We start from the raw sequence: 16327 nt of genomic DNA, 5'->3' as shown, positions 1-16327 counted from the left end.
ACTCAATCCCCGGAGGTATTTCCCATGTCTGAATCAACCAAGCGCAAGTTCGACTTGCTCCCCATGCTCGGCCATACCAAGGGCAAGCGCAGCCCCGTGACGTGCGCCCTGAAGTGCGACAACGCCTGCTCGGGCGAGGTATGCAACACGAGTTCCAACGCCTACTTCCGCGACATCGCTTCCGCGGCTGTGTCCCGCCGCGCCGCCCTGGGCTTCGGCGCCGTCGGCGCGCTCGCCGTCGTGCTGGGCGGAAGCCTGCCTGGCAACGTTCCCGATGGTGCCGGCCTGTCCGCGGCGGCAAAGACGGGCTTCGACAAGGCCAAGCTCAAGTTCACGCCGATCAAGCCTGTCGACTACACCGTTGACGCCTTCACCGTGCCGGATGGTTTCGCGTGGCAGCCGATCATCCGTTGGGGCGATCCACTCTTTGCCGACTCGCCGGCCTTCGAGCTGAAGGGCCAGACCGCGGCAGCGCAGGCCCGCCAGTTCGGCTACAACAACGACTACACGGACATCCTGCCCATCCCGGATTCCAAGGACCGCCGTGCCGTGCTCTTCACCAACCACGAGTACACCAACGAGAACATCATGTTCCCGGCCACTTTGGCGGCTGCGGAGGCGCGGGCGATCGGGCGTGCCGCGCACGGGCTCACGGTTGTTGAACTCGAGCGCAAGAACAAGAACAAGCCCTGGAACTACGTGAAGGGCGCGCCGCTCAATCGTCGGTTCCTGACCGACACGACGTATGAGCTCACCGGTCCCGCCGCGGGCACGGACCTCGTCAAGACCATCGACGATCCGTCCGGCCGGAAGATCAAGGGCACCCTGGGCAACTGCTCCGGCGGCACCACTCCCTGGGGGACCATCCTCTCCGGCGAGGAAAACTTCAACGGCTACTTCGTAGCTCCCGGCACCTCGGCGGGCGACAAGCGCTACGGCCTCTCGAACAAGCCAACGGCCCGCAAGTGGGAACTGGATGAACCGCGTTTCAACACCAACAACGCCGGCTACGCCAACGAGGCCAACCGCTTCGGATGGATCGTCGAGGTCGACCCGTTCGACCCCTCCTCCACACCCAAGAAGCACTCCGCGATGGGCCGCTTCAAGCACGAAGGCGCCAACGTGATCGTTGCCGCCTCCGGCCGTGTGGTGGCTTACATGGGCGACGACGAGCGCTTCGACTACCTCTACAAGTTCGTCTCCAAGGGCAAGTACATGGCCGGCGACTCGGCCGCGGCCCGCCGGAACAACATGAACCTTCTCTCGGAAGGCGACCTCTACGTCGCCAAGTTCACGGGTGACTCTCCCGCGGCTGAGATCGACGGCACCGGAAAGCTGCCCTCCGACGGCGCGTTCGACGGTTCCGGCGAGTGGCTTCCCTTGGTGGTCGACGGCGCCTCCGCTGTTCCGGGCATGTCCGTCCCCGAGGTCCTGGTCTACACCCGACTCGCCGCGGACAAGGTCGGCCCCACAAAGATGGACCGCTGCGAAGACGTCGAGCCGAACCTTGCGACCGGCAAGGTCTACGTCGTCTGTACCAACAACTCGGACCGCGGCAAGCCCGGCAAGGAAGGCGCCACCGAGGTCAACCCGCGCACGCTCAACCGGGACGGCCACATCGTCGAAATCACCGAAACCGGGGACCAGACGTCCACGCGCTTCAATTGGACCCTCCTGATGGTTTGTGGCGATCCGGCCAAGAACTCCTCCACATACTTCTCCGGTTTCCCGGCCGACAAGGTCTCGCCCATTTCCTGCCCGGACAACGTCGCTTTCGACTCGGCAGGCTACATGTGGATCGCCACTGACGGCGCGCCGTCGTCGATCGGGTATGCGGACGGGCTGTTCAAAGTCACCCTGACCGGCAGCGAACGCGGCAAGGTTGAACAGTTCCTCGCCGTACCGCGCGACGCCGAGACCTGTGGACCGATCGTGCACGACGACGAGCGGACCGTCTTCGTCGCCGTGCAGCACCCGGGCGAGGAAGGGACGTTCGACGCGCCCCATTCCTTCTTCCCGGATTACGTGGGCGCCGGAGCCGCCCCAGCCGCCGGCCAGGTCCGCGCCCCGCGCCCGTCGATCGTGCAGGTGTTCCGCAAGGACGGCTAAGGCTCTTCCCTGCCGCCCGACGCTCGCTCACCTATGTGGGTCTTTCGGGAAACGCTCGCTCACCTATGTCTGCATAGGTGAGCGAGCGTTTGGGATTTTGGCCCCATAGGTGAGCGAGCGTTTGGGTTTGGGGGGCGATAGGTGAGCGAGCGTTTGGGATTTTGGCCCCATAGGTGAGCGAGCGTTTGGAGGGAGGCGCCGCTAATAGACTGGTGCGGTGACTTCGCAAGGCTCCCTGAGCTCCCTCGCCGCTGCCCGGATCGCCGTCAAGGCCCTGCTCGACGGCGGTGTGCGGCACGTGGTGGTCTCTCCCGGTTCGCGCTCGGCACCCATGGCGTACGCGCTGGCCGAGGCTGAAGCAGCCGGGAACGTCAGGCTCCTGGTGAGGATCGACGAACGCTCGGCCGGTTTCACGGCACTGGGCTTGGCCCTGTCGACGGGCGCTCCGGCGGCGGTCCTGACCACCTCGGGCACCGCCGTTGGGAATCTCTTGCCCGCGGTCATGGAGGCCAACCACGCCGCCGTGCCCCTAGTGGTCCTTTCGGCTGATCGCCCCGCCGAGCTCCACGGCACCGGCGCCAACCAGACCACCATCCAACTGGACCTCTTCGGCGAGCACGTTCGCTTCGCCGTCGACATCGCCGCTGGCAGCAATCCGCAGCGGGCCGTCGAGACCGCCATCTACGCGGCAACCGGCGCCCTCGAGGACACGCCACCCGGGCCGGTGCAGCTCAACCTCGCGTTCCGCGAGCCACTGGTTCCGGAACCGGGCGAGGCACTTCCCAGCACCAAGGGCCACGGAGTTTTCCACTACGACTCCGGCCCGCAGCCACTGAGCATGCCCCTCGCTCCCGCCGAACTGACGGAACGGCGCACGGTGGTTTTGGCGGGGCACGACGCCGGTCCGGTCGCCGAGGCGTTCGCCCGCGCCCACGGCCTCCCGCTGCTCGCCGAGCCGTCGTCCAACGCGCGCTTCGGTCCCAATGCGGTGGGGCCGTATCGCCTCATGCTCGACAACTTCGGGCCCGGGTCTGCCCTGCCGATCGAGCGGGTGGTGGTCTTCGGACGGCCGACCCTGTCGAGGCCCGTCGCCGCCCTCCTGGCACGCATCGACCTCCCCGCCGGCATGTACGAGCCCGTTCCGGTGGCCTGGTACGAGCACGGCCGGCGTCGCGAGGAGCGCTTTGACTCCCTGGCGGAGTTGGCCGGGTTCGCTGGCCGCGGCTCGGATGAGTGGCTCGACGCCTGGCTCCTGGCCGGTGCCGCGGCCCAACACGCGCTCGACGGCGTGCTCGAGGCCGAGCATGCAGCCAACGGGCCCGCGGTGGGAGCCACCGTCTGGAAACATGCGCGGGGGCAGCTGGTCCTGGGCTCTTCCAACGGCATCCGCGACGTCGATCTCGCCGGACAGCCCAGCCCCGAGCCCCTCGCCACGGTATTCGCGAATCGCGGTCTCGCCGGCATTGACGGCACCATCTCCACGGCCACGGGAATCGCCCTCGGCGCGGGCCGCGAAACCACCCTCCTCCTGGGCGACGTGACCTTCCTGCATGACGCGGGCGGCCTGTTCCTCGGAGCCGGAGAACCAGGACCGGACCTGCGCATCGTGGTCCTCAACGACGGCGGCGGCGGCATCTTCGGCCTCCTCGAACACGGCAAGGTGGAGGACGACGGCGGCTACGGCACCGCCGTCGAGCGCCTCTTCGGCACCCCGCACAGCGTGGACATTTCAGCGCTCGCCACGGCATACGGCGTCGGGCACACTTTGGTGCGTACGACGGCGGAGCTCGCCGCCGTGCTTGCCGCGCCTTTGAAGGGGCGAAGCATCGTGGAAGTACGCACGGACCGTTCGGAGCTGCGCCCGTTGCACGCGCGCATCAAGTCAGCCGTGGCCGCGGCAGTGTCCCAGGTGCTGCTCGGGGCGTAGGCGGTCCGGGAAGCGCAAACGGGTTGGAGAGGCGCAAACGGACTGGGGATACCCGGATACAAGTGTCGCCCGTCCGTAGTTGTGGCGCGCGTCGGGGAGAGCGTCCTCGGCAGTTGTCCACATACGGCAGAAAGTGCCTCGCGCAGCCCGTTGTTGGGCTGTGATCGTGGATGAATGAACACACTTCCGCCGTTGATTCTAGCGAAGGACCTGTCCAGGATCGGTCTGACTACCAGGGGATCGTCCGCGCAGGCCCGTTCAGGGAAGCTTGTCCGCATTCGTCATGGCGTATACGTGGAGGCGGTGCGCTGGAACGAGCTGCAGCCGTGGGAGCGGTACAGGCTCCGAGTCGAGGCCGCGGCAGAGACGTTTACTTCGCTCACCACGTTTTCGCACCGCTCAGCCGCGGCAATTAGCGGGATACCGGTCATCCTGCGGAAACAGCCGATCCACGCACTCACCGCATTCTCCGGCGGCGGTCGGTCCCGCGCAGGAGTCCGTCGGCACTATGTACCTGAACAAGCCCACAACAGTGAACAGTTGGAGGGGTTCCTCGTCACAGGCCGGATCCGTACTGTCCTCGATATCGCCGCGACGGTCCCCTTCGCGGAGGCCGTGGTGCCCATAGATCACGTCCTGAAGCCTGACACGGTGCGGCGCGTGCCTGCGCTCTCGAAAGAAGATCTGCTGGCTGGCATAGATGGGAGGTATTCGCAGGCGGCGGTTCGGCGTATCAGGGCGGTTATCGATTTCGCCGATCCGCAGTCCTGCTCGCCGGGAGAATCCTATAGCCGGGGGCTGATCCACGTTGCCGGATTCGCCCCGCCGGTGCTGCAATACGAGGTCAGGAACGGTACTGGCAGAGTCGCCATTACGGATTTCTACTGGGGGGAGACCCGGGTTGTCGGCGAATTCGATGGTCGCGAGAAGTACCTCAAACCGGAGTACCTGCGTGGCCGGACGCCATCGGATGTGGTGTATGAGGAGAAGGTTCGTGAGGACCGGATCCGGGCCACCGGCAGAAATGTGGCTCGGTGGGTCTGGGACGAACTCAACAATCCAGGCCGACTGGAACGAATACTGCTCGACGCCGGGGTGCCGCTCCGTGGTCGCGCTTCCGCAGGACACCCAAATGTGTCCGTGACAAGCAAACGGGCCGGTGACGCTCGGATATGAGTGTCACCGGCCCGTTTGTACAGCGATGGCCCGTTTGCGAGTCGCAGACGCAGCAGCAGGAACTACAGCACTCGGCTGAGGAATTCCTTGGTGCGGGCGTGCTGGGGGTTGGCGATGATTTCGCGGGGGTCACCGGATTCCACCACCACACCTCCGTCCATGAAGGTCAGGCGGTCGCCGACCTCGCGGGCAAAGCCGATCTCGTGGGTCACCACGATCATGGTCATGCCAGACTTGGCCAGGTCCTTCATTACGTTGAGCACATCGCCCACGAGCTCGGGGTCAAGCGCGGAAGTCGGCTCATCGAAGAGCATCAGCTCCGGTTCCATGGCCAGGGCCCGGGCGATTGCGACCCGTTGCTGCTGGCCACCGGAGAGCTGTGCCGGGTAGTGGTTGGCTCGATCGGCCAGGCCCACCCGGTCCAACAATTCGAGGGCGGCCTTTTTGGCATCGCCCTTGGATTTGCCCTTGACCTGCACGGGCGCTTCCATGACGTTGTACAGGGCGGTCTTGTGCGGGAACAGGTTGAAGCGTTGGAAGACCATGCCGATTTCCCGGCGCTGCGCGGCGATTTCCTTGACCTTCAGGTCGTGGAGGCGCCCGTTGACTTCGCGGTAGCCGATGAGTTGGTCGCCGACCGAAATGCGGCCGGCGCTGATGGTCTCCAGCAGGTTCACGCAGCGGAGCATCGTGGACTTGCCCGAACCGGACGGGCCGATGACAACGGACACTTCGCCCTGGTTGACGGTCAGGTCGATGCCGCGGAGCACGTGGTGGGGACCGAAGTACTTGTGAAGGCCTTCGATCCGCACCAGCGGTTTCTGGGTGGTGATCGTCATTTTGCCTCATCCTCCGGGAAGTCCATCTTCAAGGACGGCTCTGCTTCGGCACTCGGTGCCACGGCTGCGGCAGCCTTGGCGGCTGCGGGGTTGATGACCGCCGGCGCGAGGTTGGTGTCAACGCCCTTGCCGTAGTAGGCCTCGATGTAGTGCTGGCCGACCATGAGCACGCTGGTGACCAAGAGGTACCAGGCGGCGGCGATGATCAGGAGCGGAATGGGAAGGTAGATCCGGTTGGCCAGGGCGTTGGTCGCGAAGGTCAGGTCCAGGGTGAAGGGGACGGCCAAGACCAGGGAGGTGGTCTTCAGCATGCCGATCGTCTCGTTGCCGGTAGGCGGAACGATGATGCGCATTGCCTGGGGCAGGATGATTCGCCACATGATCTTGCCTTTGCCCATGCCCAGGGCCTCGGCGGCTTCGGTCTGTCCCTTGTCGACGGACTTCAGGCCGGCCCGGAAGATCTCGGCCAGGTAGGCCGATTCATTAAGGCCAAGCCCTAGGATGGCCGGGATAAGGCCGTGGGTGGGGTCCGAAAGCACGTAGGTGACGAGTTGGGGGCCGAAGGGGATGCCGAGGGAGAGCGTGGGGTAGAGGACGGTGACGAGTCCCCAGAAGACAAGCTGGGTGTAGACCGGGGTGCCGCGGAAGAACCAGACCCATACCCAGGAGGTGTAGCGCAGGACGGGGTTGTCGGACTGGCGCATCACGGCCAGAAGGATGGCCAAGACAATCGCCAGAACCATTGCAGCGACGGTCAGAAGCAGGGTCCAGCCCACGCCCTGGACGACCTTGACGTCCAGGATGTAAGTCCCGACCACGTCCCAGCGGAAATTGGGGTTCGTGATCGCGCTCTGAATCATAAGGATCACGGCGCCAACGATGATGATCGCGCTGATCCAACGGCCAGGATGCCTGACCGGCACCGCGTCGTTCAGCACGGGCGCGGCGTGGCCTGGTTGATGATGATCCATCTGTGCACCTGATTTGTTATCGGTGGCGGGAATACTCAAGACTTGACCGCCGGGTTGACCTCGGACTTGGTGATGGCGCCTTCGGCGTTGCCCCAGCCAGTGAGGATCTTCTTGTAGGAACCGTCAGACATGAGCTTGGTCAGCGTCTTCTGGATGACATCGGCGAGGGCGGTGTCCGACTTGGCAACAGCGATGCCCTGGGGAGCGGCATCGTACACATCGCCGAGCTTCTCAAGCTGTCCGTTGGTCTGCGTCAGCGCGTAACCGATGATGGGGGAGTCGGCTGCCATGGCGTCGATGCTGCCGTTGACGAGCCGGGTGGTGACGTCGGTCTGGTTCTTGAGAGTCACGATGTTGATCGGCTGCTTGCCGTCAGCTGCGCACTTCTTGTTGCGGCCCGAGAGGTCCGGGTCTTCCTGGACGGTACCGGTCTGCACGCCGATGGACTTGCCGCAGACGTCATCCAAGGAGAACTTCTTCGGGTTGCCCTTCTGCACGGCCCAGGCGGTGCCGGCGTTGAAGTAGCTGACCATGTTGACGGCGCCGAGACGCTCAGGGTTGATGGTGAAGGACGAGATGCCCAGATCGTACTTGGGGCCCAGGGCGGGGAGGATGCCCGTGAATTCGGCGGTCTGCACCTGGACCTTCAGGCCGAGGGTGGCGCCGATCGCCTTGGCGATGTCGACGTCGTAACCGACCGGGGTCTGGCCGTCGGTTCCGAGGAATTCCGCAGGAGCGTAGGTCGTGTCCGAGCCAACGGTCAGCGTGCCCTTGGACTTGATGGCCGCGGGGACCAGTGCAGCCAGGGTGTCGTCCTTGGTGATGGTGCTGGGGTCAAAGCTTGCATTGGCACTGCCGGAAGGCGAAGCGGCGCTCGACGGGCCCGCCTCTGAGGCGTTGGTGCAGGCAGTCAGTGCCAAGGCGCCGATTGCGATGATGGTTGCAGCCTTGAGCGTCGAACTGACCGGAAGCGAACGGAATTTCTGCATTTTCTTACCTTTTGTTGCAGTGGATGCGAAACTAATCGGTTCATAGTGTAGCGCCGAACATGAGATGTGCGTCACAGAAAACTAAGTTTTACTATTGGATAACCTACCAAGCAAAAAATCAAGCCCCCCAACGTGGCTATTGTCTCGCACCCCAGACAGTTGGGAGGGTAGGTTTCGAACGGAATCCTTGGGTTTGGGGGCTTAGTTGCTAATCCCCAGGGACTCGAGCATCGGCCGGAATTTGGCCCAGGTCTCGGCCAGCTCGGCGTCGGGAACGGAGCCTTCAACGATCCCGCAGCCCGCATACAGGCGCACCGAAGTAGGACTTTCGATGATCGCGCCACGCAGTGCGATGCCCCACTCGCCGTTGCCTGCGGCGTCGAGCCACCCGACCGGTCCGGCGTAGGGCCCCCGATCCATGTGCTCAAGCTCCCGGATCAGTTCCCCGGCAATCAAAGTAGGTGTGCCGCACACAGCGGCCGTGGGGTGAAGGGCGTTGATCAGGGCCAGGCATGTAGGGACATGTCCCTCGATATCGGCGAGCTCGGCCTTCACGTCCGATGCCAGGTGCCACACATTGGGCAGTTCCAGGATGAACGGTTCGCTGTGGGCGTTCATGGCTTCGGAGAAGGGTGCTAGCTGGGTGGTGAGCGATTGGATGGCGATCTCGTGTTCGTGCCGTTGTTTCTCGGAACCGGCCAGCACGCGTTCGGCGTATTCCATGGGGGAGCCGTCCATTCCCTCGGCGTCGCGACGGTCCAGCGTGCCGGCCAGGACCCGCGCTTGTGCAGTGCGGCCCTCCACCTGGATGAGCATTTCCGGCGTCGCTCCCACCAAGCCGTCGACGCCGTATGTCCAGCATTCGCGGTAACGGCTTGCCAGCTGCCGCAGCACGTTGGCGGCGTTGACGCCGTCGGGCAGTGTCGCCACGACGTCGCGCGCCAGGACCAGCTTCTCCAGCTTTCCGGTCCGGATTTCCGCGACGCCGTCGGCCACGGCCTGTTTCCAGGCGGTTTCGCTCAGCGAGCCGCTCTCCAGTGTCACCTTACCGTCACCCAACTGGCTCGCATTTGTTGTCGTTATGGGCTCTCTAAACGACAACAACTGCGAGTTAGTTGGGTGCCCGACGCCGGAGCCTCCCGCCGCCGTGAGCTCACCGACGGCGGGGCTAAGCCAGCCTGCCAGGGCGGCGAGGGCGCCCGCCTCGGTGAGTTCGACGTCGTCGAGCGTCAACTGGGTGAGCCATGACTGCCCGTCCCGGATCCCGACAACAATTTCCGGAAGGATCAAGCGGGATTCAAACGCAGACGTCTTGGAGAACGCAAAGGAGCCAAAGGCGACAGGGCCGGTGCCGGGGATCTCGAGGGGATCCGTGACGTCGGCCTCGATGACAAGGTGGCGCCACCAGATGTCGGCCTCGAGAAAGCGATCGGGCCCGGAAGCGGTGAATCGCGCGAGTTCGCCAAAGCCCACCAGTCCGTTCTCGCGGCGGGACCAGCACAGGACGTCGTCCCGGACCAGAAATGACGGCAGTCCCCCGGAGGATGAATCAACATCGAGGGGGACTGTCAAGGTCTTCAAAATGCTGGTGCGGAGCGTACTCGTCATGATGGAACAACATTACTCCCGCGGGCAACGGTAGCCGTGCTGGCCGGAGCGGGAACCCGGAGCGCGAACCCGGGCCGGACCGGAGCGCCCCGAAAGTTCTTCCCATATTTGTCTGAGACAATTGCAGGGTGAACCGAGCATCCTTGGAAAAGCGTCCGGACGAAGTTGCGACGATGTTTGACGATGTCGCCCCCAAATACGATGTCGTCAACGATGTCCTGTCCATGGGGCAGACCCGGCGTTGGCGCCGCGTCGTCGTGGATGCGATGGATGTCCGGGTAGGCCAAAAGGTCCTGGATCTCGCTGCCGGTACCGGCACGTCCAGCGAACCGTATGCCGACGCCGGAGTGGACGTTGTGGCCTGCGACTTCTCGCTCGGGATGCTGAAGGTCGGCAAGCGCCGCCGCCCCGACATCAATTTCGTTGCCGGGGACGCCACCAAGCTGCCCTTCGCGGACAACTCCTTCGACGCGTGCACCATTTCCTTCGGCCTGCGCAACGTCAACGAACCCCACAAGGCCCTCGCGGAGATGTTCCGCGTCACCAAGCCGGGCGGTCGCCTGGTTATCGCCGAATTCTCGGCCCCGGTAGTGCCCCTCTGGCGGACCATGTACACCGAATACCTCATGCGCGCACTGCCCGCCATCGCCACCAAGGTCTCCTCCAACCCGGACGCCTATGTGTACCTCGCCGAGTCCATCCGCGCCTGGCCGGACCAGGACCACCTGGCCGCGTGGCTGCAGGAAGCCGGTTGGACCGACGTCAACTACCGCAACCTGAGCGGCGGCATCGTCGCGGTGCACCGCGCCCAGAAGCCCGGAGCCGAACACCGGGAAAGCGTTCCCGTGGCCAAGCTGCGCCGCCAGATCAAGCCGCGCCGCCAAGCCGGCGATCAGTCCCGCTAACCGGCCTATTAACAAGGACGCTGTGAACGTACTGATAGTCGGCGCAGGGCCAGCCGGGTCCACCGCCGCGTACTACCTTGCCCAGGCGGGCATTTCCGTGACGGTTCTGGAAAAGACCGCTTTCCCGCGGGAAAAGGTCTGCGGCGACGGCCTCACTCCCCGCACGGTCCGCGAAATCCAGAAGCTCGGCCTCCCGCACGCCGAGGACGAGGGGTGGCGCCGGAACAAAGGGCTCAGGCTCATCGCCGGCGGCCGCACCATTGAATTGCCGTGGCCCGAGGTCGCCGATTTTCCCACGTACGGACTCATCCGTACGCGCCTCGGGTTCGACGAGGAGCTGGCCCGGCACGCCCAGTCGGCGGGCGCCGTCGTGCTTGAACGTCACAGCGTCACCGAAGCACTGCGGGACAACACCGGGCGCGTGATCGGCGCCCGCGCCGCCCTGCTCGACGAGTCCGGACGCAAGACGGGCGAAACGCGCGACTTCCATGCCGACGTCGTGCTCGCCGCAGACGGCAACTCGACCCGCACGGCCGTTTCGCTCGGCATGCACAAGCGCGACGACCGTCCGCTCGGCGTCGCCGTCCGCACGTACTTCACCTCGCCCCGCCACGACGACGATTGGATGGAAGGCTGGCTTGAGCTCCCTGGCAAGTCCGGCAAGCCGCTGCCCGGTTACGGTTGGGTATTCGGCGTTGGAGACGGCACGTCCAACGTTGGCCTCGGGATCCTGAACTCCTCCAAGGAATTCGGCAAGCTCGACTACAAGCAGGTCCTGCGCGAATGGACCGCCGGCATGCCGTCCGAGTGGGGCTTCACACCCGAAAACCAAGTGGGCGAGATCCGCGGGGCCGCCCTGCCCATGGGCTTCAACCGCACCCCGCACTACTCGCCGGGGCTCATGCTCCTGGGCGACGCCGGCGGCATGGTTTCCCCGTTCAACGGCGAGGGCATTTCTTACGCCATGGAGTCCGCCCGCTTTGCGGCCGAGTTCATCATCGACGCGTCATCGCGTGCGCGTTCAGCCGGATGGGGATCCGGCACGGAGACTTCCAGAGCCGCCGATGCGCACCTTTCGCGGTACGCGGACTACGTGCGGGACCAGTGGGGTTCCCACTTCACCCTGGGCCGCGTCTTTGCTGCCCTCATCGGCAAGCCCGCCGTCATGAAACTCGCGCTACGGACGGGCATGCCCATCCCGGTGCTGATGCGCTTCGTGGTGCGGATGCTCGCCAACCTCACGGATGCGTCCGCCAAGGGTTTCGAGGACCGCGCCATCCGCGTCCTCGAGATGCTGGTTCCGGCCACGTCCAACACCACATCCACCGCCGCTTCCACCCGCGTCGGCACCGAATCAACGCTTTCCTCCGCGAAAAGTTAGGGTTAACCCGTGACTCACTCTGCCGAACACAGTTGGACGCATGCCGGGCACGGCTTGCCGGACGCTGTCGAACCCGCTCCCACCACTACCGCAATCGCGACTGGCCTGCAGCTTCCTGCCGGTTTTGCGGCTATCGCCAAGGACGTGGAGTTGGGTCCTGCCATCACTACGAACCTTGCCCGCGTGGAAAAGAAGCTCCGCGAAGCAATTGCCAACTCGGATCCCTTGGCTGACGCAACGTCGCGTCACTTGGTGGAAGCCGGCGGCAAGCGCATCCGCCCGCTGTTGACCCTCCTGTGCGCCCACCTCGGCGACGCGTCCCGTCCGGAAGTGGTCCAGGCCGCCGTCGTGGTTGAACTGACCCACCTCGCAACCCTCTATCACGACGACGTGATGGACTCGGCGCCCTACCGCCGCGGCGCTCCCACGGCCCACGAAGTCTGGGGTAACTCGGTGGCCATCCTCACGGGCGACCTGATCTTTGCCCGGGCCTCGATCCTGGTGTCCGAACTCGGGTCGCGCGCCTTGGGAATCCAGGCCCGCACCTTCGAACGTTTGTGCCTCGGGCAGCTGCACGAAACCGTGGGCCCGCGTGAGGGCGAGGACGCCGTGGAGCACTACCTCTCCGTCATCGCCGACAAGACCGGCTCCTTGGTTGCGGCCTCGGGCCAGCTCGGTGCCATCTTCGCCGGTGCCGACGAGGCCTTCGAAGACGTGCTGGTGGAGTACGGCGAGAAGGTTGGCGTGGCCTTCCAACTCGCCGACGACGTCATTGACGTCACCGGCGTCAAGGTCAAGTCCGGCAAATCCCCGGGTACTGACCTCCGCGAAGGCGTTCCCACGCTGCCCGTCCTCCTGCTCCGCAAGGCTGCCGACAATGGTGACCGCTCCGCCGTCGAACTCTTGAAGCTGGTCGATGGCGATTTGTCCTCCGATGAGGCCCTGGCCTTGGCCGTCGCCGGGCTCCGCGAGCATCCCGTCACCGCCGAATCCTGGGTGATTGCCCGCCAGTGGTCCGCTGAAGCCATTGAAGCCTTGAAGCCGTTGCCCGAAGGCGTGGTCAAGGAGTCGCTCACGAACTTCGCCCACGCCGTTGTGGAGCGCGCCAGCTAGTCCCTCCGCCGACCCAACTGACTCGCAGTTGTTGTCGTTTTGAGCCGTCATAACGACAACAACTGCGAGCCAGTTGGGCGGCCCGGGAGGGTTGGGTTCGGCGAGCCGAACCGGACCGGGCGGAGTGGGCTTAAATGCAATGGCCCCGGTTCCTTGCAACGCTACGAGTCACGCGCTGCAACGAACCGGGACCATAATCTCCGTTCGCATCAGACTCACCGGAGGCATTTAGTGAATCCGGTTACAGCATATGACAACTTTGTCACGGGTGCAACTTTCCCGGTCAAAGGGTTTTTTGGAGTTTGTCGGGAAATTCGCGTCGTAAATTCCCCACTTTTGACGGACCTCTGGACCCCCAAGGCCCGGATTCTCGGGGACGGAATCACGGGAGCTCGCTCAAAGCCGGGGAGTTTCGGCGCCTGGGAGTTGTCCACATAGGGAAACTCTGGCCTTTCAGCGCCAACACCGCACTGTTGAAGTTGGTTTATGGACCTCGTTGGCTTCCTGAAATACGCAGGCTCCGCTGCGAGAACCTCCACCCTGAAGCAGGCTGGCTTCTCCGACCGTGCCATCCGAACAGCGGTGGCTGGAGGCGAGATCGTGCGGCGACGCCGGGGTGTGCTGGCCTTGCCCGTTGCCCAGGAGGACATCGTCGCGGCCCTCAGCGCAAACGGCCTGCTCACCTGCGCATCCGGGGCCCGGCACCATGGCATCTGGGTTTTGCATGAACCCCGGATCCTCCATTTGCTGTGCAGGCACGGCAAGGCCCGGGATTTCGTGGTCCACCGTGAGTCAGTCGTGGAGACCCGGCAGATCCGTCCCGTGGCGAGCCTGACAGACACGCTGCTGCATTCCCTCCGCTGCCTGCCTGATATTGAGGCGGCCATCATGGCGGAAAGTGCCCTCCTCCAAGGCCGGACCAATCTTAATTACCTCCGGGAGAGGCTGCCGGGCAACCGGAACGGGGCGGCCCGGAGGGTGCTCACACTGGTCGACGGTTCGGCAGACTCTCCGATCGAGGTCGTGGCGCGGATACTTTTCCGGCAGGCAGGAATCCACACCGAGACGCAGGTCGAATTGCCCGGAATCGGCATTGTGGACTTCTTGCTAGAGGGAAAGCTGATCGTCGAGGTCGACGGCGAGAGCCACTTGCAGCCTCGGCAGGTCAAGAAGGACAGGCGGCGCAACAACGCGGGAATGGTGAAAGGCTTTTTGGTTCTCAGATACGACTATTCGCAGATCGTGTAGCCCCGGAAGCCAGGGGGTCGGCACGAAGACTCAGCCCAAAGGTGGGGAGAAAGCTCAGGCAGCCCCCAAAAGCCCTCAGTCTTCTTCGTCGCTGAAAGCCCAGTCGAACATGTCGAACACGAACTCGGAGAAGGTGCCTTCTTCTGATTTCCACTGGCCGCGGGCGTTGTTGCGGCGCCACACGATGGGATCCGGCACGCCGAGGTCGCCTACGCGGAAGCCCCAGGTGAACTGCTCTTCCTCGTCCTCCAGGAACATGAGGAAGCCTTCGTCGTCCACTTCGAGCTCTTCGGGGTCCCAGAAGTAGTGGTAGGCCTCCATGAGGTCCTCACAGCCACCGAGGGCGAGGTAGAACTCGCGCAGCACCATGGGAATGGTGAACGTGTGGGCGGACAGGGCCTCGTCCAGCTCAGCGGCGGACAGCCCATCTTCTTCCTGCCATTCGTCCTCGAGATACTTCGGTACAAGCGCGCGGAATTTCTCGAGGAACATGTCAGTCATGCTCCCATCCTAGCTAATCGCGGCCACGTGAATCGGCGCCCGGGGAGACCCCGGCGCGGTGCCATCCCCGGACCGCCAAAGGCACCCGCCAACCCCAACGCCAAGCCACCACCCGGAAGGCGAAAACCCAGGCGGCAATGACCCCTGCTGTGACCCCGTTGAAGGTTCCGATGTTCCAGAGCAAGGCCGTTAGGGCGGCCCCCGTGAAGGCGGGCAGGGCGTAGAGGTCCCGGGCATTGAAGAGCGTGGGAATTTCGTTGGCCGTGATGTCGCGGAGCAAGCCGCCGCCCACGGCCGTAGTGACTCCCAACAGGATCGCAGCCACCGGATTCATCCCGGCGGCCAGTGCCTTGAGCGTCCCCGTGATGCAGAACAAAGCCAGCCCGCCGGCGTCGAACAGGGTCAGAAGGGACGTGAAGCGCTGGATGCTCGAAAACAGGAAGTACACCAGAACCGCGGCCAACAGAGGCGGAAGCAGATACACCGGGTTGGTGAACGCCGCGGGCGGGCCGGCGTTGATGACGATGTCGCGGATGACACCGCCGCCCAGGGAAACCAATGAAGCCAACAGCAGAGAGCCGATGATGTCGAACTGCTTCTTGGCCGCGAGCAAGGATCCGGACACGGCGAAAAAGAAGACGCCGGCCAGATCCAGCCATACCAGCGCAAGGTCAAAAGTGAACAAATGCAGCTCCATTCTTCGTTCACAGACGGGCGATCATGCTCGCCCAACGTTACGCTTGCACGCATGAACAGCCCTGTCTTGATCGCGTGCGCCCACGGAACCCGGAACGTCGAAGGGCAGGCCGCGATCCGCCAGGTCATGGCCGAGATTGAGGCGCTCCGGCCCGGCCTGACCGTTGTCGAGGCCTACGTGGATGTCCAGGAGCCCGAGTTGGGCGGCGTGGTGGCCGGCCTCCCGGAAGGCACGCCCGCCGTCGTCGTTCCTTTGCTGCTCAGTACCGGCTACCACGTCAAGGTGGACATCCCCGAGGCGATCAAGTCCCGCCCGGAGGTGTCCGCGGCGCCGCCGCTGGGGCCGGATCCGCGGCTCGCAGAGTTGCTCGCCGCACGGTTGCGCGACTCGGGCCTGGGCGACGACGACGGCGTCCTGCTCGCCGCCGCGGGCTCATCGCTGCCGGACGGTTCCGTCGATTCGGAAGAGCAGGCGCGCCAGCTCGCCGAGCTGCTTCCCAACAAGGTGCGCGTCGCCTATGGCGCCAGTGCCGAACCGAACGTGCCCGACGGCGTCGCGGCCTTGCGCTCTGAAGTCACCGGAGACGGCGGCCGGGTGGTGGTGTCCTCGTATCTGCTGGCCACGGGCTACTTCCACGACCAGCTGTCCAAAGCCGGGGCCGACGTCGTGACGGCACCGCTGCTGCCTTCTCCGGTGCTCGCGAAGATCGCCCTGGAACGCTACGACGCAGTGGTTGCCGCGAGCGCCTAAGCGGGATTTTCGAATGCACAGCGCGGCCAGGTGAACAAGGCCCGACGGCGGTTCGTGACGAAATATTTCCCTAGGTGACTCTTCGTTTCTGCGTCGTTGTTGGAGAAATCTGG

At 64.6% G+C, this 16327-nt stretch carries 14 protein-coding genes; 8 read left to right on the top strand and 6 right to left on the bottom strand.

The features are described from left to right. Nucleotides 1–24: 24 nt before the first annotated feature. The 3 genes from AC4CS3_RS11710 to AC4CS3_RS11700 all read left to right on the top strand — a co-directional run bounded on the left by AC4CS3_RS11710 (nt 25) and on the right by AC4CS3_RS11700 (nt 5212). Nucleotides 25–2109, top strand: coding sequence for a PhoX family protein (locus AC4CS3_RS11710; protein ID WP_490783608.1), 2085 nt, complete (start codon nt 25–27; stop codon nt 2107–2109). A 217-nt stretch (nt 2110–2326) separates the two neighbouring features. Further along, nucleotides 2327–4036 (top strand): 2-succinyl-5-enolpyruvyl-6-hydroxy-3-cyclohexene-1-carboxylic-acid synthase, encoded by a 1710-nt coding sequence (menD, locus tag AC4CS3_RS11705; protein WP_490783607.1) that lies wholly within the window; start codon nt 2327–2329, stop codon nt 4034–4036. A 174-nt stretch (nt 4037–4210) separates the two neighbouring features. Continuing rightward, a complete protein-coding gene (locus tag AC4CS3_RS11700; RefSeq protein ID WP_490783606.1) occupies nt 4211–5212 on the top strand; it encodes a hypothetical protein in 1002 nt (333 codons plus the stop codon). Between the two features lie 62 nt (nt 5213–5274). On the opposite strand, the gene AC4CS3_RS11695 is transcribed toward AC4CS3_RS11700, so the two are convergent. The 4 genes from AC4CS3_RS11695 to AC4CS3_RS11680 form a co-directional block, all read right to left on the bottom strand. After that, a complete protein-coding gene (locus tag AC4CS3_RS11695; protein ID WP_272909590.1) occupies nt 5275–6051 on the bottom strand; it encodes an amino acid ABC transporter ATP-binding protein in 777 nt (258 codons plus the stop codon). Next, entirely contained in the window at nt 6048–7022 is a 975-nt protein-coding gene (locus AC4CS3_RS11690) for an amino acid ABC transporter permease (RefSeq protein WP_236812447.1), read from the bottom strand. The genes AC4CS3_RS11695 and AC4CS3_RS11690 overlap by 4 nt, the downstream gene beginning before the upstream one ends. 35 nt (nt 7023–7057) lie before the next feature. After that, nucleotides 7058–8011, bottom strand: a complete 954-nt coding sequence (locus AC4CS3_RS11685) for an ABC transporter substrate-binding protein (protein WP_059387235.1) — start codon at nt 8009–8011, stop codon at nt 7058–7060. Between the two features lie 201 nt (nt 8012–8212). Then, nucleotides 8213–9619, bottom strand: coding sequence for an isochorismate synthase (locus AC4CS3_RS11680; protein WP_490783605.1), 1407 nt, complete (start codon nt 9617–9619; stop codon nt 8213–8215). Nucleotides 9620–9747: 128 nt separating this feature from the next. Here AC4CS3_RS11680 and AC4CS3_RS11675 point away from each other — a divergent pair, with 128 nt between their 5' ends. The 4 genes from AC4CS3_RS11675 (at nt 9748) to AC4CS3_RS11660 (ending at nt 14266) form a co-directional block, all read left to right on the top strand. Next, entirely contained in the window at nt 9748–10524 is a 777-nt protein-coding gene (locus tag AC4CS3_RS11675) for a demethylmenaquinone methyltransferase (protein ID WP_084784263.1), read from the top strand. Nucleotides 10525–10546: 22 nt separating this feature from the next. Beyond that, nucleotides 10547–11905, top strand: a complete 1359-nt coding sequence (locus tag AC4CS3_RS11670) for a geranylgeranyl reductase family protein (RefSeq protein ID WP_490783604.1) — start codon at nt 10547–10549, stop codon at nt 11903–11905. A gap of 9 nt (nt 11906–11914) precedes the next feature. Next, a complete protein-coding gene (locus tag AC4CS3_RS11665) occupies nt 11915–13018 on the top strand; it encodes a polyprenyl synthetase family protein (RefSeq protein WP_441413607.1) in 1104 nt (367 codons plus the stop codon). Between the two features lie 486 nt (nt 13019–13504). Continuing rightward, complete coding sequence (locus AC4CS3_RS11660; RefSeq protein WP_490783603.1) at nt 13505–14266, top strand: endonuclease domain-containing protein; 762 nt, start codon at nt 13505–13507, stop codon at nt 14264–14266. Nucleotides 14267–14341: 75 nt separating this feature from the next. On the opposite strand, the gene AC4CS3_RS11655 is transcribed toward AC4CS3_RS11660, so the two are convergent. After that, entirely contained in the window at nt 14342–14767 is a 426-nt protein-coding gene (locus AC4CS3_RS11655) for a hypothetical protein (protein ID WP_234748940.1), read from the bottom strand. 13 nt (nt 14768–14780) lie between these two features. After that, nucleotides 14781–15452, bottom strand: a complete 672-nt coding sequence (locus AC4CS3_RS11650; protein WP_490783602.1) for a trimeric intracellular cation channel family protein — start codon at nt 15450–15452, stop codon at nt 14781–14783. A gap of 63 nt (nt 15453–15515) precedes the next feature. On the opposite strand from AC4CS3_RS11650, the gene AC4CS3_RS11645 reads away from it, so the two are divergent. Beyond that, the gene (locus AC4CS3_RS11645) at nt 15516–16214 is read left to right on the top strand and encodes a sirohydrochlorin chelatase (RefSeq protein WP_490783601.1); all 699 of its coding nucleotides are present in this window, start codon (nt 15516–15518) and stop codon (nt 16212–16214) included. Nucleotides 16215–16327: the final 113 nt, after the last annotated feature.

Source organism: Arthrobacter sp. SE2 (genome assembly GCF_058244265.1).
The sequence above is the reverse complement of the archived record's forward strand: the minus strand, read 5'-3'. Positions and strand labels throughout refer to the sequence as shown.